The sequence below is a fragment of the Ferdinandcohnia sp. Marseille-Q9671 genome (assembly GCF_976954385.1).
Genome location: NZ_CDRJTA010000002.1, coordinates 1 through 22737, shown reverse-complemented (window position 1 = coordinate 22737; position 22737 = coordinate 1). Strand labels below are relative to the sequence as shown.

The following is a 22737-nucleotide window of genomic DNA, read 5'->3' as shown; positions in this document are numbered from 1 at the left end:
AATTTGCATCTTTTATAGACAAAAAGAAAAAGGGTTTCTACTAAGAAAACCACATTTTCAAAAAACGAACTATTGATTTTATTAGTTTTTCCATACATACTATATTTATACATATATTTAATTTTTTAGTTATACATGGAAAAATTACATATCGGCATTATATAATGCTACCACAGGAAAAATTACCAGTCAAATATTTTTTTCCTTTGATTCAACAATATATCTTACGTACTATTTAGCACGCACTGCTTTAACGATATGGTAACCTTTCTTCTTTTCAACTACCTCTACTTCATCATAAATCGATTCAAGCTTTTGAATGGCAGATGGTGCACCCTGTTTTTTCTGTATGACAACCCAAAGTTCTCCACCAGGCACTAGATAATGATAACTTTCTTCTAAAATATGATGAACCACTTTTTTTCCCGCACGAATCGGTGGGTTTGATAAAATTGCCGCGAAACCACGCTTTTCAACATTTTCAAAGAGATTGCTTATATGAATTTCTACATTGTGAACTTTATTTAGTTCTGCATTCCTCTTTGAGAGATCGACTGCACGTTCATTCACGTCAATCATTTCAATCAAACGTTCCTCATGTACTTTTGCAAGCGCAAGTCCAATCGGCCCATATCCACAACCCACATCTAAAAATGGCCCGGCAGCTTCGGGAGTTACAAACTCCTCTATTAGCAACCTCGATCCAAAGTCTACTTCATTTTTCGAAAAAACTCCACTATCACTCGTAAATGTAAATGTATAACCCTTTAGTTCAAACGGCCATGTTTTTTGGTCACTTGCCACGATTGGTTTACTAGTATAATAATGTTCGCCCATTCATGCATCTCCCAACATAAGAGTATATGACAGTATACCCCTTTCACACCCTAGAAAAATAAAAAGCTGCAGTTGTAAAAAAAAGCTCGCTATAAAAGCGAGCTTTTTTCTTACGTTACTAGTTATTACTTAACTTCTACGCCAGCTCCAACTTCTTCAAGTTTAGCTTTAACTTCTTCAGCCTCTTCTTTAGAAACGCCTTCTTTGATAGCTTTTGGAGTGTTGTCAACTAGTTCTTTAGCTTCTTTTAAGCCAAGACCAGTGATTTCACGTACAACTTTGATAACTTTGATTTTTTGTGCACCAGCATCTGCTAATACAACATCAAATTCAGTTTGCTCAGCAGCAGCTTCAGCAGCTCCGCCACCAGCTACAGCTACAGGAGCAGCAGCAGTTACACCAAATTCTTCTTCGATTGCTTTTACAAGGTCATTTAGTTCTAAAACAGTCATAGATTTAACTGCTTCAATGATTTGTTCTTTAGTCATTAGAAAATCCTCCTTAAATATTTATCCTATTTGAATTTCGAATTGTGTTCTTTGTATCAGATTAAGCGCCTTGCTCTTCTTTTTGATCTGCAACTGCTTTAGTAGCAAGAGCAAGATTTCGAATTGGAGCTTGAAGCACGCTAAGCAACATAGAAAGTAAACCTTCGCGTGATGGTAGCTCAGCAAGAGCTTTAACATCTTCAAGTGTTGCGATGTTTCCTTCGATTACACCAGCTTTAATTTCTAATGCTTCATGCTTTTTAGCAAAATCATTAAGAATTTTAGCAGGAGCAACCACATCTTCATTACTGAATGCAATTGCATTCGGTCCTGTTAATGCATCATTTAAACCAGCAAGTTCAGCTTGTTCTGCAGCACGACGAGTTAAAGTGTTTTTGTACACTTTAAATTCGATACCAGCGTCACGAAGTTGCTTACGAAGTTCAGTTACTTCAGCAACAGAAAGACCACGGTAGTCAACAACAACTGTTGATTTACTTTCACGTAATTTATCTGCTATTTCAGTTACAATTTGTTTCTTTTGTTCAACTGCATTACCCATTCTTACACCTCCTGCGAGTAATTTTGACACTTAATACCGTTCGGTGTTGAAAGGCGTCCGAAGTCCGAACCCTTTTCTAGAATAAAATACCTCTATGTCAAGTAGACATAGAGGTAGTAATTTTCAAGTAATGTTTACTACACCTCGGTAGGAAATTAAGCTATTGAAGCACCTACTGTCTACGGTACAAATGTTATTCTTTTGTTAACAACAAAATCTATTATATGAAATGCTATCGCAAAAGTCAATATCCACTATTTAGCAATTGTTAGTTATTAAAAAGTAGAAGCGTCAACTTTTACGCCAGGTCCCATCGTTGAAGAAACAGCTATGTTCTTAATGTAAGTACCTTTAGCTGCGGACGGCTTAACCTTAAGCATAGTTTCATAAATTGTAGTAAAGTTTTCAACTAGTTTTTGATCATCAAATGAGATCTTACCAATTGGAACATGGATGTTAGAAGATTTATCAACACGGTATTCAACCTTACCAGCTTTGATTTCATTCACAGCTTTTGTTACATCAAATGTAACAGTTCCTGTTTTAGGGTTTGGCATTAAACCTTTAGGTCCTAACGTACGACCAAGTTTACCAACTTCACCCATCATGTCAGGAGTAGCTACGATTACATCAAATTCAAACCAACCTTGGTTGATTTTGTTGATATACTCGCTATCACCTACATAATCAGCTCCAGCAGCTTCTGCTTCTTTCGCCTTTTCACCTTTTGCGAATACTAATACACGTTGAGTTTTACCAGTACCGTGTGGTAGAACAACTGCACCACGAATTTGTTGGTCAGCCTTCTTAGGGTCAACTCCTAAACGGAATGCAACTTCAACTGTAGCATCAAATTTAGTTGTGTTAGTTTTCTTAACAAGTTCAACTGCTTCCGCAACTGAATAAGCTTTTGTACGTTCTACTAATTTAGCAGCTTCAACGTACTTTTTACCTCTTTTTGCCATAATAATTTCCTCCTCAATTGTGGTTTTAACGGAATAACCTCCCACGCCTAGCAAGAACACCTATATTAAACTATAAGTGTTCTTCTACCGCTAGACAGAACAAAGGTTGCGAATAGAGAAATAGTTGTTCCATCCGCAACCCCATAACGATGTAACAATTTGGAATTAGTCTTCGATAACAATTCCCATGCTACGAGCAGTACCTTCAACCATACGCATTGCAGATTCAACATTTGCTGCATTTAAATCAGGCATCTTTGTTTCTGCAATCTCGCGTACTTTATCGCGCTTAACTGTTGCAACTTTATTACGGTTAGGTTCACCAGAACCAGACTCAATACCAGCCGCTTTCTTTAAAAGAACTGCAGCAGGAGGAGTTTTCGTAATAAATGTAAATGAACGATCCTCATATACAGTGATTACAACAGGAATAATTAAACCAGCTTGTTCTGCTGTACGAGCATTGAACTCTTTACAGAATCCCATGATATTAACACCTGCTTGACCTAATGCTGGTCCTACCGGTGGCGCTGGGTTAGCTTTACCAGCTGGAATTTGTAATTTAACTTCTTTAATTACTTTTTTAGCCACGAGACACACCTCCTTAAAGTCCGTGATGTGGTAATAGGGATTCACCCTCCCACTCATCATCATTCTTTATATATTAATAAAGAATATTAGCATAGCTAGTCTCTTTATCTTTGAGACATACTGACTTATGCAATATTACCACTTTCGTTTATGATTATCAAGTTTTTTCTAAAAAGATGTTCAAAAAGTCATCGACCGATAAGACTGTATATCTCTACGTCGCTCTGTTACCTGTATGTGTTACATACATTCTGTCCCACGAAACTGTCTTTTATAGGCTTCTTCACTTCTGACTTGTCAACTTTTGGAACATGAATTACTTACTAGATCTTTTCTATTTGGGAGAAGTCTAATTCTACTGGCGTTTCACGACCAAACATATTTACAAGAACTTTCACCTTTTGCTTATCTGCATCTAGATCTTCAATTGCACCAGTGAAGTTTGTAAATGGACCTTCCTTAACTCGTACAGTTTCTTTTAATTCAAAATCAACCTCAATAGGTCTTTCGTCCATTCCCATTCTCTTAAGGATAAAAGTTATTTCCTCAGGTAAAAGAGGTGTTGGTTTTGAACCAGACCCCGCTGACCCTACAAAGCCTGTAACTCCAGGTGTGTTTCGTACAACATACCAAGAATCATCAGTCATAATAAGCTCAACTAATACATAACCTGGGAATACTTTCTTTTTAACGATCTTCTTTTTTCCATTCTTAATATCTGTTTCTTCATCTTCCGGTACAACCACGCGGAAGATCTTGTCCTGCATACCCATTGATTCTACACGTTTTTCTAAATTTGCTTTTACTTTATTTTCATACCCCGAATACGTATGAACAACATACCAATTCTTTTCCATTTGTTAGGACTGCTTGTCCTTCCCTCCCTGTGTGAACAAATTACCATTACTATTATTTTGCGGGCTTTCCTTACGAAATATGTTAGAAAACAAGTCTTCTACTGAATTTGTTGAAAAGTACAATATTTTTCAGTACTCTTTGAAGATCTATTTTTTTGCAACTAAAAAAACCCGTTTCCGGGCTTTTTGTGAATTCCTTTATTATCCATCATTATACCATGAGTGTACCGTGTTTATTCAAGTACCAAACGAATTAATTCAGAAATTCCTAAATCGATTACAGCAAAAAACACTGATACAAAGATAACTGTCGTTAAAGTAACAATTGTATAACGTGTTAATTCTTTTCTCTTTGGCCAGCTTGTTTTCTTCATTTCACGTACTACATTACGAAAAAATTGCGTTATGCCCTTCATCCATGTAACCTCCAACTTTATCAAAGACGACCCTGATCTATTTCGTTTCACGATGACTCGTGTGAGAATTGCAAGTCTTACAGAACTTTTTCATTTCTAGTCGTTCAGCTAAAGCACTATTTTTCATGGTTGAGTAATTCCTACTACCGCACTCAACACAAGCTAAGATGACTTTTTTTCGCATTTTATCACCATCCATGTAAAATGCTTTTGCATTCAATTTCTAGGAATTTGAAAATACTCTCTATATATCCTTAAAAATGTATCATAGGCTTGATTTATCTGTCAATACTGGCTATTAGCTGTAAATAATGGGTAATGACTATATTGTTTATAGTTTAATCTCTTGAATTTCTAAATAACGTTCTAGTTTTCTTTTTACTCGTTGCAGTGCATTATCAATAGACTTCACATGTCGTTTCAAATCCTCTGATATCTCTTGGTACGATCTACCATCTAGATATAATGATAACACCTTGCGTTCCAAGTCGCTTAGGAGTTCTGCCATTTTTAATTCGATGTCATCAAACTTTTCCCTATTAATAATCAGTTCTTCAGGGTCTAACACTTTTGCACCTGAGATGACATCCATTAATGTACGGTCTGATTCTTCATCATAAATCGGCTTGTCCAACGAAACATAGGAGTTTAGAGGTATATGTTTTTGTCTTGTCGCAGTTTTAATCGCAGTAATAATTTGACGTGTAATACAAAGCTCCGCAAACGCTTTAAAAGAAGATAGCTTGTCCTCCTTAAAGTCGCGTATGGCCTTATATAGACCAATCATTCCTTCTTGAACAATATCCTCACGGTCTGCCCCAATTAGAAAGTATGATCTGGCTTTTGCACGCACAAAATTTTTATATTTATTGATTAAATAGTCCAGCGCTTCACTCTCTCCTGCATGGACTAATTCTACGACTTCTTCATCCTCTAGTCGGTCATAATATACCCTGTTGCCATAATCATCGAAGCTTGAACTCACGCCGATCCCTCCGACCTGCCTTAGAAGTTGTTTCAAAAAAGATATACATTACTCTACAATACGTAATGTTCATAAAATTCTCTATCTAGAAATATTATACAGGAGTACTTTTCAAAGCGTCAACAGGTCATCGTTGTCCTCGGCGCCATTTTTCAAATATTTCTGCAATTTCATCAGTAAGAGGAATTTTTGAAACACTCTTTTCCTGATAGGTTTTTTTGACTTTGCGCTGAATCCGAGTTTCAATGACTTCCATTTCCGTTAAGAGTTCTCTAGCTGATTTTCGTAATGCACCTTGTCCAAATATTTGCCATTGTTCCGTATAATCCGAAGTTGCTACATGGATTTGGGTCTTTATATTACTTAATTGTTTAGCAAGTTTTTCAATTCTCTCATCAGCTGTCTCATTTTCCCGTGTGAAAATCACTTCAATTTTACGGCTTTTCATCTTTGTTTCAATTCCCGGTACGAGGTGAGCATCAAATACTACGATTACCTTATATCCTGTGTATGCTTGATATTCAGCCATCTTTTCGATTAATAGATCACGCGCAGCAGAAAAGTCCTTTATTTTAAGAAGACGTAGCTCTGGCCAAGCACCTATTATGTTGTAGCCATCAACAAGCAGGATATCCATAATGAATTATTCTCCTAATGGATTCCGCTTGCGATATACCTCATACATAAGTAGACTAGCAGCTACAGAAGCATTTAAAGACGTTACCTTACCTTGCATTGGTAAGCGTAAAAGGAAATCACACTTGTCCCTTATCAGACGTCCCATTCCCTTCCCTTCACTACCAATCACTAGCCCGATTGGCATATTGCCATCAACATTCCGATAGTCTTCTTTCCCTTTAGCATCTGTTCCAACAATCCAAACGCCACGTTCCTTTAACTCATCAATCGTTCTAGCCAGATTTGTCACTCGCGCTACTGGAACATACTCTATTGCACCTGTTGAAGCCTTTGCAACAGTTGCAGTTAAACCTACTGCTCTTCTTTTTGGGATAATAACCCCGTGTGCCCCAGCAGCATCTGCCGTACGAAGAATGGAGCCCAGATTATGTGGATCCTCCAACTCATCTAATAGAATAATAAATGGAGGTTCATTTCGTTTCTCAGCAGCAGCTAAAATGTCATCAACTTCCGAATACTCATATGCAGCTACTTGAGCCACTACTCCTTGGTGATTTCCTTCCACCATCTGATCAATTTTCTTTTTCGGTACAAATTGAACCAATACATTGGTTTCCTTCGCAAGAGATGTAATTTGATTCATCTGTCCTCTATTCGAACCTTCTGCAATCCAAATTTTATTAATATCTCTCTCTGATTTTAGGGCTTCAATAACAGGATTTTTCCCTATGATAAAATCACTTGCCATTTCCTGTTTCCTCCTTTCTTACGATTCAATAATTCGAAATACCTCTTCAATTATGGTATAAATTCGTTTTGTATTCTTTTGCAAATAATGATAGCCAAGCAAAGCTTCAAAAGCTGTACTATAGCGGTAAGTTTGTACATCCGTATTTTTAGGAACTGTCCCACTTTTGGCATTGCGGCCTCTACGAACAACAGCTAGCTCCTCTTCTGAAAAAAAATCATTATCTAGCATCTGGTGTAGGGTAGCAGACTGTGCTTTCGCAGATACATAATGCTTCGCACGATTATGCAGCTGGTTTGGTCGTACATTTCCTTTGTGCAAAAGGTAATGCCGAACATACATTTCGTATACGGCATCACCCATATATGCAAGTGCAAGACTATTTAGCTGATGGCTATCAATTTGGTCTTCTGACAGAAATAACATTGATCATCCTCTTTTCCATCTCGTACCTTGAGGAGTATCTTCTAAAATAATGTTACGTGCTTTTAATTCATCTCGAATTTGGTCAGATAGAGCAAAATCGCGATCTTTTCTAGCCTGATTTCGTTTTGCAATTAAATCCTCAATTTCTTCGTCAAGTAACGTTTCATCCTCTAGTGTAAGTCCGAGAACAGTAAATAACACTTCAAATTCCTCTAAAAATTTCGTAATAACTTCTTCTGACGTGTTTTTCTCTTGTAAATAATAATTCGCTTGTTTAGATAGCTCAAACAAGACAGATATCCCATTTGCTGTATTAAAATCATCATCCATCGCTTCTGTGAATTCATCTCTGAGACCGTTAATTTTTTCTAACCACTCTTTATCATTGACCGTCAAATTGGTACTGCTTTGCAGGCGATGTTTTAAATTTGCATACGAAGTACGTAATCGATCTAATGCATTTTTTGTGCTCTCTAGCAGATCAAGGCTATAGTTAATTGGATGACGATAGTGAACAGAAAGCATAAAGAATCGTAACACCTGTGGGTCTGTTTCTTTAATGATATCGTGCACCAATACAAAATTTCCAAGCGACTTAGACATCTTTTCATTATCGATATTAATATATCCATTATGCATCCAATAGTTAGCAAAGGTTTTTCCGTTTACAGCCTCTGATTGGGCAATTTCATTCTCATGATGTGGAAAAGCTAGATCCTGACCACCTGCGTGAATATCTATCGTATCCCCTAAGTATCGTTTCGCCATTGCAGAGCATTCGATATGCCAACCTGGACGACCTTGCCCCCACGGACTTTCCCAATAGATTTCACCTGCCTTTGCACTCTTCCAAAGAACAAAGTCGAGTGCATCCTGCTTTTTATCTCCAACTTCAATCCTTGCACCTAAGCGTAATTCATCAACAGACTGATGAGAGAGCTTACCATACTCTTCAAATTCCCTTGTACGATAATATACGTCCCCTTCAGATTCATAGGCGTAACCCTTATCAATTAAGGCCTGAATAAATTCAATGATAATATCCATATTTTCTGTAACCCTTGGGTGTACGTCCGCTTTTTTGCACCCTAATGCAGACACATCGTCAAAGTAGGCATCAATAAACCTGTCTGCAATGGTAGGGACATCCTCACCTAGCTCATTTGCAGCTTTAATTAACTTATCGTCTACATCTGTGAAGTTCGATACATAATTAACATTAAATCCACGGAATTCAAAATAACGACGAACGGTATCAAAGACTATAGCCGGGCGAGCGTTCCCAATATGGATATAGTTATAAACAGTCGGACCGCATACATACATTTTTACCTTATTTTCCTCAAGCGGCTTAAATTCTTCCTTTTTACGTGTCAGCGTATTATAGATGTGAATGGGCATTATCCCTCGCACCTTCCTTTTTCTTAATTTCCTCTTTTAGACTTTTTATTTCTTTTTCTAACTCTTTCATTTTATCTAAAACCGGATCTGGTAGATCGCTATGATTTAAGTCTTTGCTATTCTTTACTTTAATTCCATCCTGGATTACGACTCTCCCCGGTATCCCGACCACCGTTGAATTTGGCGGAACATCTTGCAGAACAACCGAACCCGCTCCTACCTTAGAATTTTCCCCAATTACAATTGATCCTAATACCTTAGCACCTGTAGCTATGAGGGCATTATCTTTGATTGTTGGATGCCGTTTTCCTTTTTCTTTTCCTGTTCCACCAAGTGTGACCCCCTGAAACACCGTAACATTATTTCCAATTTCACAAGTTTCACCGATCACTACACCCATTCCATGGTCAATAAAAAAGCGACGACCTATTTTGGCTCCCGGATGTATTTCAATTCCTGTAAAAAAACGGCTTACTTGAGAAACGACTCTTGCTAGGAAAAACATCTTTCGTTTAAACAGAAAGTGTGCGATACGATGCGCCCAAATGGCATGTAAGCCAGAATAGGTAAGCATCACTTCAATGTGGGTTCTTGCAGCTGGGTCCTGCTCAAAAACAACCTCGATATCCTCTTTCATTCGTTTAAACATCATCCAACCCTCCTTATAAGAAAAGCTCTAATGCGCACAGCTTAGGCTAAAAGAATAAAATGTACACGTTTAGAAGGATCTAAATACCCTCTGAAGTGATTGACTTAGACCAATGAGCCTATGGGTGCAAGAGCTAGACATAACTTTTTTTAAATAAAAATAAAAAGCGCCCCTGTGTATACACACAGAGACGCTAAAATTGCGCGGTTCCACTCTGTTTAGGCAATGGGATACTCCACTACCTCAACTTAATCTCATAACGGTGAGACTCCGCTTTTATCTACTACAGTATGTGTAATACCAAACTGGTTCAAAAAAAGACTCAAAGGTGCATTTCAATAAGCGTTCTCCATAAACCACTTTCAGCCGGTGATGGTTCTCTCTGTGTATACTTGTTCGAGGTACTCGAACAAATATGGTAAGGTAACTACTTATTTACTCTCCTTATCAACATTTTTCACATATGTTATTTTAAAAGTTCCAATGCGCCTTGGCGTATTTGCATCCGGTTTTTTCGAGCTTGCTCGAAAATTTCCTTGAAAAATCGTGGCATCCGCCGCAGGCTTTACCTTTATTCAGTCGAGTTTGAACCCACTGAATTAATTTTTCTTATCGCAATCATCCTACCACTTTTACAAGTGAGGGACTTCTTCTTAATAAGGTTACATATACTATATTACATTTTTATCAATATGTTAACTAATTAGACCCTTTACACGAGAAATAATTTTGTCTTTTCCTAACAGATGAATGGCTTGTGGTAAATCAGGTCCATGTAGCTGTCCTGTAGCTGCCGCACGAATCGGCATAAACAGGTTTTTCCCTTTTTGACCAGTCGATTTTTGAACGGATTTAATGGATGCTTTGATCTCTTCTGCACTAAATGCTTCTAAGCCATTAATTTCTTGTAAAAATGCTTCCAATACTTCAGGTACCTGTTCTCCTGCTAGTACTTCTTTTGCCTCTTGTTCTAGTTCAAGTTCATCTTTAAAAAATAGTTCAGTTAGTTCTACGATTTCCGCACCAAAACTCATTTTTTCTTGGTGTAATGCAATCAAGTCACGAGCCCATTGCTTTTGTGACTCATCCAACTGTTCACTGATTTTTCCCGCTTTTACTAGGTGTGGCAATGATAATTCTACTAGACGGTCTACATCAATATTCTTCATGTATTGATTGTTCATCCAAGTCAGTTTTTGTGTATCAAAAACAGCAGGTGATTTTGATAAACGAGCTGGGTCAAAGATTTCGATAAACTCTTCCTTCGTATGCAATTCTTCTTCTCCACCTGGTGACCACCCTAAAAGAGTAATGAAGTTAAACAATGCTTCTGGTAAATAGCCAAGCTCTTCGTATTGCTCAATAAATTGAATAATAGACTCGTCACGCTTGCTCAACTTCTTACGGGTCTCATTCACAATTAATGTCATATGGCCAAAGGTTGGAATATCCCAATTGAAAGCCTCATATACCATCATTTGCTTTGGTGTATTAGAAATATGGTCTTCACCACGCAGCACATGAGAGATCTCCATAAGATGATCATCAATAGCAACCGCGAAGTTATAAGTAGGAGTACCATCCTTTTTCACGATGACGAAGTCACCCATACCCTCTGATTCGAAAGAAATCTCTCCTTTTACCATATCTTGAAAGGTATACACTTTTCCTTCTGGAACCATAAAACGAATGCTTGGTTGTCTTCCTTCTTCTTCAAATGCACTCTGTTGCTCCTTTGTTAAATGGCGGCACTTCCCAGAATACTGTGGAGTTTCGCCACGCTCAAGTTGCTCTTCACGTTCTTTTTCAATTTCTTCTTCAGTACAATAGCATTTGTATGCTAGTTCTTTCTCAAGTAACTCGGAGTAATACTTTTGATATAAATCATTACGTTCTGACTGACGATAGGGGCCGTATTCACCACCAACATCTGTACTCTCATCCCAATCGATTCCTAGCCATTTTAAATATTTTAGTTGGCTTTCTTCTCCACCTTCAATATTACGTTTCTTATCAGTATCCTCGATACGAATTATAAATTTCCCATTTTGATTCCTTGCAAACAAATAATTAAATAAGGCCGTTCTTGCATTACCTATATGTAAGTGTCCTGTTGGACTTGGTGCATATCGCACTCGTACGTTATTTGACATATTATGTACCCTCCAATTAATTGCGCCTTGGCGTAGATGCGACCGATCTTTTAGTCTCACACGAAAAAAACGTCAAAAAGTCGAAGCACCGCCAGGAGGCTATGCTCTATTAGGCAGGTTTTTTACCCCGCTAATAAGGTATTCTACAGTAGTAGTATCATTGCTATTATATATCAGCCTTTTGTAGCAGTACAGTTGCTTGTGCAGCTATTCCTTCACCACGGCCCGTAAACCCCAATTTCTCCGTTGTTGTTGCTTTTACGTTAACCTGAGAAGGATCTGCTTCTAGCAATTCTGCAATCCTTCCTCTAATTTGTTCTATATATGGAGCCATTTTTGGCTTCTGTGCAATAATTGTACAGTCGATATTTCCTAACTTATAACCCTTTTGTTTTACGAGTTGCCAAACGTACTTTTGAAGTTCAGCTGAATCGGCATCTTTAAAAGCTTGGTCAGTGTCAGGAAAGTGTCTACCAATGTCCCCTTCTCCTATAGCCCCGAGACAAGCATCTGATACAGTATGAAGCAATACATCTGCATCAGAATGGCCCAGTAATCCCTTTTCATATGGAATGGTAATTCCGCCTATTATTAATGGACGTCCTTCAACCAGTTGATGAACATCAAAGCCTTGTCCAATACGAAACATGAATTCTCCCCCTTTTATAAAGGTAAATACTATTTTTTAATCTATCTCCAGACGACTTGCGTTTCTCTTATCTAGTTTGTCCAGTTTTGTAAAATGGCCTCAGCAAAAACTAAATCATCTGGAGTTGTTAGTTTAATATTCAAATAATCACCTTTAACAATATAAACTTGTTTGGATAATCTTTCAACGAGACTAGCTTCATCTGTTCCAAGAAAGTTCTCGTTTCTTGCTCTATCATGAGCCTCTTTTAAGACAGAAACATGAAAAGCTTGTGGGGTTTGGATTGCCCACAAGCTAGAACGTTCAACAGTTTCATCAACATATAAATCATCGGTAGCACGTTTAATTGTATCCTTTACCGGCACTGCTAAAACAGCTGCTCCTTTATTTGAAGCTGCTTTTACTAACTCATGAACAAGTTCCTGTTTTACAAAAGGTCTTGCCCCATCGTGGACCAGCACAATGTCTGTATGACTGACTTCCATCAGCCCATTATAGACACTATACTGTCGTTCACTACCACCATGTACTAATGAAGTTACCTTTTTAATACTATACGTTTCTAGCAATGTTTCAAACATTAGCTGTTCATCTTTGTTAATCACCAAAACAATTCCCGTACATAGGGGATCTCGTTCGAACACTTGTAATGTATGAATAATTACTGGTACTGTTTGCAATTCGATGAATTGTTTATTCTTCCCTGCATTCATTCTTTTTCCTTGCCCTGCTGCAGGAATTACAACTTGATAATTCATCTTGTAGCGCCCCTATCAAATAAATAAATTAAGTTAATCAAATAGTCTTGGTTTATTTTCGACTGTGCGAAAAACTACATTTGAAAATCTGTGACATCCACCGGAGGCTTAACCTTTATTCAGTGGAATTGAATCACAACTATATACTATAGCCTTTTACATTATCCAAGCTGGAAACCTTAGTGTCTACTGTAGAATAACGCTACAAGGCCTTTTCGAGTAGCTTAGGCTTTGCAAAAATCATACGACCTGCAGATGTCTGTAATACGCTCGTCACAAGTACATCTATCCGTTTTCCAATGTAGTCGCGACCTTCCTCTACCACAATCATCGTGCCATCATCTAAATAGGCTACACCTTGATTATGCTCTTTACCATCCTTAATAACTTGAACACTAAGCTCCTCACCAGGAAGAACGACTGGCTTTACAGCATTTGCTAAGTCATTAATATTTAACACCGCAACATTCTGCAACTCACATACCTTATTAAGATTAAAGTCGTTTGTAACAACAACACCCATAGTCAATTTTGCAAGCTTCACTAATTTACTATCAACCTCTTGAATATCATCAAAATCACCTTCGTAAATATCAACCTTGATTGATAGTTCCTTCTGGATGCGATTGAGAATATCGAGTCCTCTTCTTCCACGATTACGTTTTAATACATCTGAAGAATCTGCAATATGTTGTAGTTCCTCTAAGACAAATCTAGGGATTACAATCGTTCCTTCTAGAAAACCTGTTTGACAAATATCCGCTATGCGACCATCAATAATTACACTAGTATCTAAAATTTTTAGCTTTTTGGCTTGTTGGTTTACCTCTTCTTCCTCCATACCCTTCTTCTTACCTGATCGGTTAATGGAGAATAAATTGACCAGTTCATCCCTCTTTTTAAAGCCAACCTGAAATCCTAAGTAACCTAAGAGAAGAGTAATAAAGATAGGAAGAACCGTATTCACAACAGAAAAATGAATTCGGTCTAATGGAATGACAATTAAAAATGCAACAATTAATCCCGATATCAACCCTAAGCTACCAAATAGAACATCTGTAACCGGAGCTTTAATTAAAGTTTCTTCAAGCCACTTGATAAGACCTACAATATAATCTACCAACCAAAAAGTAACAATAAATAATATAATAGCACCTAAAATCGCAAGCGTATACGAATTATTAACATATGGAATATTGTCGATATTTAACAGCTTTAGTAAGTCTGGTAGATAAACAATACCAAGCATACCTCCAACGATAAGAAAAAATAGCTGTACAATACGTTTTAACATTCCTTCACCTCCTCTTATTCATTATAATCACTTTATAATAATTGAAACCTGCAATAAATAGCTTTTTTGAAAATGTAAACAGAATGACATAGATGTGTAAAACGATACCAATATATTATTTTTTAAACCTGCTAAAATTATTACTACTTCATTAGAAATTTTTAAAATTACATACAAAGCAGCACGATAATCATTTTGTATATCTATTCACCTTGGTTTGTATGTACATAAACACCAGCTATTAGTTATACGTTTTAATGGGACAATATGTTTCACTTATTCTGTTATTTTTCTAATGTATGATTAATGGCTTGCCTAATATCACTTACCCCAATTACTTGAATTCCTTTTGGTGTTGTCCATCCACCAATATTCCGCTCTGGTAGAATCACCCGTTTAAACCCAAGCTTTGCAGCCTCCTGAACCCGCTGTTCAATTCTCGAAACACGTCTAACCTCTCCTGTTAAGCCAACCTCTCCAATAATGCAATCTGTAGGTTGTGTCGGTTTGTCTTTAAAGCTTGATGCAATACTCAATGCAACTGCCAAATCAATTGCTGGTTCATCGAGTTTTACTCCCCCGGCAACTTTTAGATATGCATCCTGATTTTGTAAGAGAAGCCCTGCTCTTTTCTCTAAAACAGCCATTAAAAGAGAAACTCGGTTATGATCTATACCAGTAGCCATTCGGCGAGGATTCCCAAAGCTAGTGGGGGATATTAGTGCCTGAACCTCAACTAAAACCGGACGTGTCCCCTCCATCGAAGCTACAACTGTTGAGCCTGCTGAGCCTGCCGACCGCTCCTCTAGAAAGATTTCAGAAGGATTCGCAACTTCCTCCAAGCCTGTTTCCTTCATTTCAAAAATTCCCATTTCATTTGTGGAACCGAAACGGTTTTTTACAGCACGTAGAATACGATACGTATGGTGACGCTCTCCCTCAAAATAAAGAACCGTATCGACCATATGTTCCAATAGTCGTGGTCCAGCTATATTGCCTTCTTTTGTTACATGCCCTACTATAAACACTGCAATCCCGTTGGTTTTTGCAATTCGCATTAACTCTGCCGTACATTCACGAACCTGTGAGACACTGCCTGGAGCTGATGCTACATCAGGGTGATGTATCGTCTGTATTGAATCAATGACAACGAAATGAGGCTTTAATTCTAAAATTGTCTGGGAAATAAATTCTAGGTCAGTTTCAGATTGAACGTATAGTTGGTCTGAAGTAACACCCAGTCGGTCAGAGCGTAACTTCGTCTGTTTCACAGACTCCTCTCCTGATATATATAACACTTTATTTTGTTGGGCTAATTGTGAGGATACTTGTAGCAGCAGGGTAGACTTCCCAATCCCAGGGTCACCGCCAATTAGTACAAGGGAACCTTGTACGATTCCACCACCAAGTACTCGATTAAATTCTTTATTTGATGTATACATTCTAGGTTCTTTAACGGTTTCGATAGAAGTAATAGGAGAAGGCTTGCGTTGAATGGTGGGACTTGAATGAGCAAATGCACCTTTCCTAGCCGACTTTTGCTCAATTTCCTCAACTAGTGTATTCCATGCATTACAACCTGGACACTTTCCCATCCATTTTGCGGATTCATATCCGCAGGATTGACAGGTGAATTTTGTCTTTGTTTTCGCCATCTTGGTTAGTCCTTTCTTTTAAAAAAGAGGTATACATAAATCAAATGAATGTATACCTCCTCACAATTTCATTATCTATCTTTCTTGCTTAACAGTTTCCTTCGAACGAATTACATATTCTCCATTATCGAAGTCTATTTCGATCTTCTTGCCTTTTTCTATATTTCCTCGTAATAGTTCTTCTGATAAACGGTCCTCTATTTGCTTCTGAATGGCACGACGTAATGGTCTTGCTCCATATTCAGGGTCATAGCCCTCTTCAGCAATTTGGTCCTTCGCAGCATCTGTCAACGTGATTTCAAAGTCCTGCTCCTTTAACCGTTTGGTTAACTGATCTGCCATAAGAGTCACAATTTCCTTCAAATGCTTCTTCTCAAGAGAATGGAAAACGATGATTTCGTCGATACGGTTTAGAAATTCAGGACGGAACGCCTTCTTTAATTCTTCCATTACCTTATCCTTCATATTCCGATAATCTTGTTTTTCACTCTCGAGGGCAAAGCCAACATATTTGTTACGTTTCAAAGTGCTTGCTCCTACGTTTGAAGTCATAATTAGAATTGTGTTTCTAAAGTCGACTGTACGCCCTTTTGAATCAGTTAGACGACCATCTTCAAGGACCTGTAATAGGATGTTAAATACATCTGGATGCGCCTTTTCAATTTCATCTAAAAGTATAACAGAATACGGCTTTCTACGTACCTTTTCTGTTAATTGACCACCTTCATCATATCCAACATACCCAGGAGGTGAACCTACTAATCTAGATGTGGAGTGCTTCTCCATATATTCTGACATATCCACGCGAATCATCGCATCTTCATCACCAAAAATGGACTCAGCTAAAGCACGAGCTAATTCTGTTTTCCCTACACCTGTTGGCCCAAGGAAGATAAATGACCCTGTTGGTCGTTTTGGATCCTTTAGTCCTGCACGTGAACGACGAACGGCTTTAGAAACGGCTTTTACAGCCTCCTCTTGACCAATCACACGTGAATGTAGGATTTCTTCCATATTTAATAATTTATCTGCTTCTGTCTGCGCAAGTTTTGATACTGGTACACCCGTCCAGCTTGATACAACCATCGCGATATCTTCCACTGTAACTTCTGAATTCTCTTGTCCTTGCTTTTCTTTCCAGCTTTTCTTGGTTTCTTCTAATTGTTCACGAAGTCGTTGCTCTGTATCTCTTAATGAAGCAGCCTTTTCAAATTCCTGACTTTGAACGGCGGCATCCTTTTCCTTACGAACTTCTTCTAGCTTTTGCTCTAACTCTTTTAAATTCGGTGGAGCCGTATATGAACGAAGGCGAACCTTCGAACCTGCCTCATCAATTAAATCAATCGCTTTGTCTGGTAAGAATCGATCTGAGATATATCGATCAGATAGCTTAACAGCTTGGATAATTGACTCATCAGAAATAGAGACACGGTGATGCGCCTCATAACGATCGCGCAATCCTTTTAGAATTAAAATTGATTCCTCAACAGTAGGTTCATCTACTTGAATTGGCTGGAATCTACGCTCAAGTGCCGCATCCTTCTCAATGTACTTTCTATATTCATCCAAAGTTGTAGCACCGATACATTGTAATTCACCACGAGCAAGTGATGGCTTTAATATATTAGAAGCATCTATTGCCCCTTCCGCACCACCAGCACCAATTAGGGTATGAAGCTCGTCGATAAATAGAATAATATTACCAGCTTGACGTATTTCATCCATTACCTTTTTCAAACGATCCTCAAATTCCCCACGGTACTTAGTACCCGCAACAACCGTACCCATATCAAGAGTCATGACACGCTTGTCACGAAGTGTTTCAGGAACCTCATTATTTATAATTTGTTGTGCTAGCCCTTCTGCTATAGCGGTCTTCCCTACACCAGGTTCACCAATTAATACTGGATTGTTTTTCGTACGTCGACTAAGTACCTCAATCACACGTTGAATTTCCTTACTACGGCCTATCACTGGGTCTAGGCTTCCTTCTCGTGCGATGGCGGTAAGGTCTCTAGCTAAGCTATCTAGTGTTGGTGTGTTAGCGTTGGCAGTTCCTCCGCCATGGTGCCCTGAAGATGATTCATTGCTTCCTAACAGTTGTAAAACCTGTTGACGAGCTTTATTTAGACTTACACCTAAGTTATTTAACACCCTAGCTGCAACACCTTCACCCTCACGTATTAACCCTAATAGGATGTGTTCAGTCCCCACATAGGAATGACCCAACTTACGTGCCTCATCCATCGATAATTCAATAACCTTTTTCGCCCTTGGCGTGTAATGAATCGTTTGAGAGCCCTCTTGTCCTCTTCCGATTAGAGCTTCTACTTCTTTTTGGATTTTTTCAGGCCCTAGACCAAGAGCTAAAAGTGCCTTAGCAGCAATTCCTTCGCCTTCTCGAATAAGACCTAATAATACATGTTCAGTTCCAATATTGTTATGCCCCAATCGTACAGCTTCCTCTTGAGCCAATGCCAACACCTTTTGTGCACGCTCAGTAAATCTGCCAAACATCATAACCCATCACCCTCCATGTCAGTCTTATTAGTTTCTAGTTTTAATCTTTCTCGAATAATAGACGCCCTTCTGACATCTCTTTCATTTGGCCTTAATGCCCCGCCAGCATACGATTGTAAAAATCCAGGTTGCGTTAGAATCATGAGTTCATTAAGGATACTTCTAGATATATTTTCAATATAGCCAAGATCAATACCTAATCGAACATCTGATAAGCATTTTGCAGCTTCCTTCGATTCGATAATCCTGCTATTTGCTAATACCCCATAAGAGCGAAAAACACGGTCTTCTAATTGTATATTCGATGTTTTTACAAGTGCTTCTCTTGCAGACCTCTCCTGAGAAATAAGTTGAGCAACGACACTCTTTAAATCATCAACAATATCTTCCTCTGTCTTTCCAAGCGTAATTTGATTGGAAATTTGAAAGATATTCCCTAATGCCTCGCTACCTTCTCCATAGATTCCTCTAACGACTAAGCCTAATTGGTTAATCGCTGGGATAATGCGACTCATTTGGTGCGTTAGGATTAACGCTGGTAGATGCATCATAACAGAAGCTCGTAAGCCAGTTCCGACATTTGTTGGACAACTTGTTAAGTATCCTCTAGTCTCATCAAACGCGTAATCAACATGTTCTTCAATCCAGTCATCCAGGTTATTTGCTACCTGAAGGGCTTCAGTTAATTGTAAGCCTGGAAACAAACACTGAATTCGAATATGATCTTCTTCATTTACCATAATACTAACTTCTTCGTTTTCTGATAGTAGACATGCACCAAAGGGTGAGTCCTCAGCTAAATGAGGGCTTATCAAGTGTTTTTCAACAAGTACTCTTTTTTCAATTGGCTGAAGCTCCATCATCTTTACTAACTCAAACTCTCCCAGAGAAGGAAAACTCTTTCCGGAAAATCCACTTTGAAATACATCTACGATTTTTTGAGCTTCTTCATTTGAATTAACAGTGGAGAAGGGAACATTTTTCAGGTTTCGAGCTAATCTAATTCTTGAACTTAAAACGATATCAGAATCGGGTCCCTGCTGGCTCATCCAAGAGCTTAGTGCTTGATTGATAAAACGCTCAAGTGACATAGACTACACCTCCCCCTCTTCGTAACCACTCAACTTCTTCTCCAACGCTCTTACATGATCACGAACTTCTGCAGCCTTTTCAAATTCCTCTAAAGAAATATATTCCTTCATTTTTTGCTTTAGTTGTTCAATCTCTTTTCGGATATGGAAAGAACCGCCAATTCGTTTTGGGATTTTCCCAGAATGATGTGTATTTCCACTATGCAGACGTTTTAGTATTGGAGTAAGTTGTTTTTCAAAGGTTGGATAACAATTAGAACAGCCGAAACGTCCTACCTTTGCAAACTGTTGAAAAGTCATTTTACAACTATCACATTGTAAAACTTCATTTTGTTGGAATGCATTTTGTTTGGAACCTGCTAATGGTTCAATATGAAGAAGACCTGCTAATAAATTATCTATTGAAAAGCCAGATGTGCCTGGAAACATAAACATCTCGCTTTTTTCTTGTGCACAGTGTTCACATATATGAACTTCTGTCTTTTCGCCATTAATAATTTTTGTGAAATGCAATGTAGCCGGGCGCTTATTGCAATCTTGGCATATCATGGTAAACACCTCTCCTACTTCTAAACTTAATTTAAAGAGTGGTTATCTATACATTAAGGAAGTCAGCATTGCTTTTAACATTCTTGCTCGTAGTTCGTCCCGATGGGGCAACTCAATAAACAACACCGAACGATCAATTACACTTAGCATAATTTTTGCTTCTCTTTTCGAGATTACTTCCTCTTCAACTAAGCGGAATATGACATCTTCTGCGCTCGTTTGGGAGATTCGTTTATCTATCAGACGAACAAGCTGATTTATGACTTGTGAGTCATCATTCGCCGTTACCCTCATGATACGAATGTAGCCTCCACCACCACGTTTACTTTCAACCAAGTATCCTCTCTCTAAGGTAAATCGTGTATTTATAACATAATTGATTTGAGATGGGACACATTCAAATTTATCGGCAATCTCACTTCTTTTTATTTCAACAATAGCTCGATCACTCGTATCAAGAACATTTTTGAGATACTGTTCAATGATATCTGATATATTCCTCATCATATCCACACCTCACCCTATCCCTGACTTTGACTATATTTGACTATAACTATAATATAAAATGACCGCTTTATTTTTTCAACTGTTTCGCTTGTTGAAAATGAATCCAGCAATCATTCATTATTGGTATTAAAGGCATTTACTTTCTTATACTTGCCATTTCACACACTGCTCTAAACACCAAATCAAAAAATTTTTTGTACTATTTCCAACTTCGACATTTCCTCGTATAAGCGCAAGCGTTCCTTTTTGGTTGTAACTTCAATATCAATTGTGTACTGACAGTTATTATTAATTTTGTCCTTTGAGTACTTGATATTAAAGTCCTTCACTTTAAAGCCATTATTCTTAAACATTTCCAGTATAGTAGAGAACGAAGAAATGTTTTCATTAATAATGATATGTACTGTTTTTCGTTTCGTAGATTTAAAAAAGTATTCCTCAAATCTGTTAAGAAAAATTAGGCTTAGTAAAACTACAATGGTTGTTAGAATAGCCGGTGCGTACATCCCTAATCCAATTATTAATCCAAGTCCAGCAACAACCCAAATAGAGGCAGCTGTAGTTAAACCCCGAACAGTCGCATCCCTAACTAGGATGGTTCCCGCACCCAAAAATCCAATACCGCTTATGACATAGGAAGGAATACGAGCTGGATCAAATCGGACATTTTCACTCATTTCTAGGTATGGTTGAAATCCGTATATAGACATCAGCATCATTAAACATGATCCTACTCCTACTAATAGATGGGTACGAAATCCAGCAGGATGCTTATTTACCTCCCTTTCCAAACCAACCAATCCACATAATAATGCTGCCAGAAAAATGCGAACCGCCATAGTAAAAAACTCTTCAGTTTGAAAAGATGCTAGAAATTGTGCCATGTCCTACATCCCCTTGTCTTATCTCTAAAATTCCGTTTAAGTATTTTATTCGATAGGTAATCCAAAACACCTTTATAAAACAGAAAAAAATAGTGTTTTATATTTATACGGATAATTAGTGATTTTATGAGTTCTCTGCCGATAATTTTTAGAATAGTATTTCTGCCCTATTAAGTAAGACATTTATATCATGGACAATCGTACAAAATATATAGATAAAAATAGGGGAAAAGGTTAGGGGAAAAAATGAGTGCTGATAGTACAGGAAAAATCAAAATCAACAAGGTAATTATTATTCTATCGCTTATCTAAAAAACATTTGAAAGATTACAATATCGCACCTTTATGAAATATTGGTTACTCTGGAGATGGATAGATTTACGAGTATAAGTCCCAGAGCAGGATTCCTAGGTATTTTTATGTAACAAAAAAGACCAGCCGTTATAGCTGATCTTTCGTTTGCTTAGCAACGTCCTACTCTCACAGGGACAAAGTCCCAACTACCATCGGCGCCGAAGCTTAACTTCCGCGTTCGGTGGTTGGCTTCCGATGAACTTCGGATTTCTGCGTCAGCTTCACTCCCTCCAATCCTCATGTACGCTGTACACTCCGGTTGTCGCTCACTTGCTTCCTTGAACTCCTTGCTCCTCGAAACCCAACCATTTATTCTTCATTTTCTTTATTTATATCCTAATGATTCTTTGCTTCCACTAAACCTTCCGGTTTATTAAAATCAAAAAAGACCAGCCATTATAGCTGATCTTTCGTTTGCTTAGCGACGTCCTACTCTCACAGGGACAAAGTCCCAACTACCATCGGCGCCGAAGCTTAACTTCCGCGTTCGGTGGTTGGCTTCCGATGAACTTCGGATTTCTGCGTCAGCTTCACTCCCTCCAATCCTCATGTACGCTGTACACTCCGGTTGTCGCTCACTTGCTTCCTTGAACTCCTTGCTCCTCGAAACCCAACCATTTATTCTTCATTTTCTTTATTTATATCCTAATGATTCTTTGCTTCCACTAAACCTTCCGGTTTATTAAAATCAAAAAAGACCAGCCATTATAGCTGATCTTTCGTTTGCCTAGCGACGTCCTACTCTCACAGGGACAAAGT

At 38.1% G+C, this 22737-nt stretch carries 24 protein-coding genes and 1 other annotated feature; all 24 genes read right to left on the bottom strand.

All coding sequences use genetic code 11. The features are described 5' to 3' along the window. Positions 1–231: 231 nt before the first annotated feature. The 24 genes from ACWNMY_RS11670 to ACWNMY_RS11555 all read right to left on the bottom strand — a co-directional run bounded on the left by ACWNMY_RS11670 (position 232) and on the right by ACWNMY_RS11555 (position 21624). Positions 232–837: a class I SAM-dependent methyltransferase gene (locus ACWNMY_RS11670; RefSeq protein WP_449538470.1), complete on the bottom strand. Its 606-nt coding sequence runs from the start codon at positions 835–837 to the stop codon at positions 232–234. Between the two features lie 125 nt (positions 838–962). Next, positions 963–1325, bottom strand: coding sequence for a 50S ribosomal protein L7/L12 (gene rplL, locus ACWNMY_RS11665; RefSeq protein ID WP_449538469.1), 363 nt, complete (start codon positions 1323–1325; stop codon positions 963–965). Positions 1326–1386: 61 nt separating this feature from the next. Beyond that, positions 1387–1887 carry a 50S ribosomal protein L10 gene (gene rplJ, locus ACWNMY_RS11660; RefSeq protein ID WP_449538468.1) on the bottom strand — a complete coding sequence of 167 codons (501 nt, stop codon included), beginning with the start codon at positions 1885–1887 and terminating at the stop codon, positions 1387–1389. Between the two features lie 74 nt (positions 1888–1961). Next, positions 1962–2090: a sequence feature (ribosomal protein L10 leader region), on the bottom strand. A gap of 72 nt (positions 2091–2162) precedes the next feature. Further along, positions 2163–2852: a 50S ribosomal protein L1 gene (rplA, locus tag ACWNMY_RS11655; RefSeq protein ID WP_449538467.1), complete on the bottom strand. Its 690-nt coding sequence runs from the start codon at positions 2850–2852 to the stop codon at positions 2163–2165. 165 nt (positions 2853–3017) lie between these two features. Then, positions 3018–3443 (bottom strand): 50S ribosomal protein L11, encoded by a 426-nt coding sequence (gene rplK, locus ACWNMY_RS11650; protein ID WP_010285014.1) that lies wholly within the window; start codon positions 3441–3443, stop codon positions 3018–3020. A gap of 323 nt (positions 3444–3766) precedes the next feature. Continuing rightward, positions 3767–4300 (bottom strand): transcription termination/antitermination protein NusG, encoded by a 534-nt coding sequence (gene nusG / locus ACWNMY_RS11645; RefSeq protein ID WP_449538466.1) that lies wholly within the window; start codon positions 4298–4300, stop codon positions 3767–3769. Positions 4301–4533: 233 nt separating this feature from the next. Continuing rightward, a complete protein-coding gene (gene secE, locus ACWNMY_RS11640) occupies positions 4534–4716 on the bottom strand; it encodes a preprotein translocase subunit SecE (protein WP_449538465.1) in 183 nt (60 codons plus the stop codon). Positions 4717–4753: 37 nt separating this feature from the next. Then, positions 4754–4900: a 50S ribosomal protein L33 gene (gene rpmG / locus ACWNMY_RS11635; protein WP_449538464.1), complete on the bottom strand. Its 147-nt coding sequence runs from the start codon at positions 4898–4900 to the stop codon at positions 4754–4756. A 147-nt stretch (positions 4901–5047) separates the two neighbouring features. Continuing rightward, on the bottom strand, positions 5048–5701 hold the full coding sequence (gene sigH, locus ACWNMY_RS11630) for an RNA polymerase sporulation sigma factor SigH (RefSeq protein ID WP_449538463.1): 654 nt from the start codon (positions 5699–5701) through the stop codon (positions 5048–5050). A gap of 127 nt (positions 5702–5828) precedes the next feature. Beyond that, on the bottom strand, positions 5829–6338 hold the full coding sequence (locus ACWNMY_RS11625; protein ID WP_449538462.1) for an NYN domain-containing protein: 510 nt from the start codon (positions 6336–6338) through the stop codon (positions 5829–5831). A gap of 6 nt (positions 6339–6344) precedes the next feature. Next, a complete protein-coding gene (gene rlmB / locus ACWNMY_RS11620; protein WP_449538461.1) occupies positions 6345–7088 on the bottom strand; it encodes a 23S rRNA (guanosine(2251)-2'-O)-methyltransferase RlmB in 744 nt (247 codons plus the stop codon). Positions 7089–7106: 18 nt separating this feature from the next. Then, complete coding sequence (locus ACWNMY_RS11615; protein ID WP_449538460.1) at positions 7107–7514, bottom strand: Mini-ribonuclease 3; 408 nt, start codon at positions 7512–7514, stop codon at positions 7107–7109. A 3-nt stretch (positions 7515–7517) separates the two neighbouring features. After that, entirely contained in the window at positions 7518–8915 is a 1398-nt protein-coding gene (gene cysS / locus ACWNMY_RS11610; protein WP_449538459.1) for a cysteine--tRNA ligase, read from the bottom strand. After that, the gene (cysE, locus tag ACWNMY_RS11605) at positions 8896–9564 is read right to left on the bottom strand and encodes a serine O-acetyltransferase (RefSeq protein ID WP_449538458.1); all 669 of its coding nucleotides are present in this window, start codon (positions 9562–9564) and stop codon (positions 8896–8898) included. Before cysE ends, cysS begins: the two co-directional genes overlap by 20 nt. Before the next feature lie 695 nt (positions 9565–10259). After that, the gene (gltX, locus tag ACWNMY_RS11600) at positions 10260–11717 is read right to left on the bottom strand and encodes a glutamate--tRNA ligase (protein ID WP_449538457.1); all 1458 of its coding nucleotides are present in this window, start codon (positions 11715–11717) and stop codon (positions 10260–10262) included. 166 nt (positions 11718–11883) lie between these two features. Then, positions 11884–12366 (bottom strand): 2-C-methyl-D-erythritol 2,4-cyclodiphosphate synthase, encoded by a 483-nt coding sequence (ispF, locus tag ACWNMY_RS11595; protein ID WP_449538456.1) that lies wholly within the window; start codon positions 12364–12366, stop codon positions 11884–11886. Between the two features lie 71 nt (positions 12367–12437). Beyond that, entirely contained in the window at positions 12438–13124 is a 687-nt protein-coding gene (gene ispD / locus ACWNMY_RS11590; RefSeq protein ID WP_449538455.1) for a 2-C-methyl-D-erythritol 4-phosphate cytidylyltransferase, read from the bottom strand. 202 nt (positions 13125–13326) lie between these two features. Beyond that, complete coding sequence (locus ACWNMY_RS11585) at positions 13327–14418, bottom strand: PIN domain-containing protein (RefSeq protein ID WP_449538454.1); 1092 nt, start codon at positions 14416–14418, stop codon at positions 13327–13329. Between the two features lie 284 nt (positions 14419–14702). Next, entirely contained in the window at positions 14703–16073 is a 1371-nt protein-coding gene (gene radA, locus ACWNMY_RS11580) for a DNA repair protein RadA (protein ID WP_449538453.1), read from the bottom strand. A 75-nt stretch (positions 16074–16148) separates the two neighbouring features. Next, positions 16149–18593: an ATP-dependent protease ATP-binding subunit ClpC gene (gene clpC / locus ACWNMY_RS11575; RefSeq protein ID WP_449538452.1), complete on the bottom strand. Its 2445-nt coding sequence runs from the start codon at positions 18591–18593 to the stop codon at positions 16149–16151. After that, complete coding sequence (locus tag ACWNMY_RS11570; RefSeq protein WP_449538451.1) at positions 18590–19684, bottom strand: protein arginine kinase; 1095 nt, start codon at positions 19682–19684, stop codon at positions 18590–18592. Before ACWNMY_RS11570 ends, clpC begins: the two co-directional genes overlap by 4 nt. A gap of 3 nt (positions 19685–19687) precedes the next feature. Then, positions 19688–20233, bottom strand: a complete 546-nt coding sequence (locus ACWNMY_RS11565) for a UvrB/UvrC motif-containing protein (RefSeq protein WP_449538450.1) — start codon at positions 20231–20233, stop codon at positions 19688–19690. A 42-nt stretch (positions 20234–20275) separates the two neighbouring features. Then, positions 20276–20737: a CtsR family transcriptional regulator gene (locus tag ACWNMY_RS11560; protein WP_449538628.1), complete on the bottom strand. Its 462-nt coding sequence runs from the start codon at positions 20735–20737 to the stop codon at positions 20276–20278. A gap of 185 nt (positions 20738–20922) precedes the next feature. Next, a complete protein-coding gene (locus ACWNMY_RS11555) occupies positions 20923–21624 on the bottom strand; it encodes an MgtC/SapB family protein (protein WP_449538449.1) in 702 nt (233 codons plus the stop codon). Positions 21625–22737: the final 1113 nt, after the last annotated feature.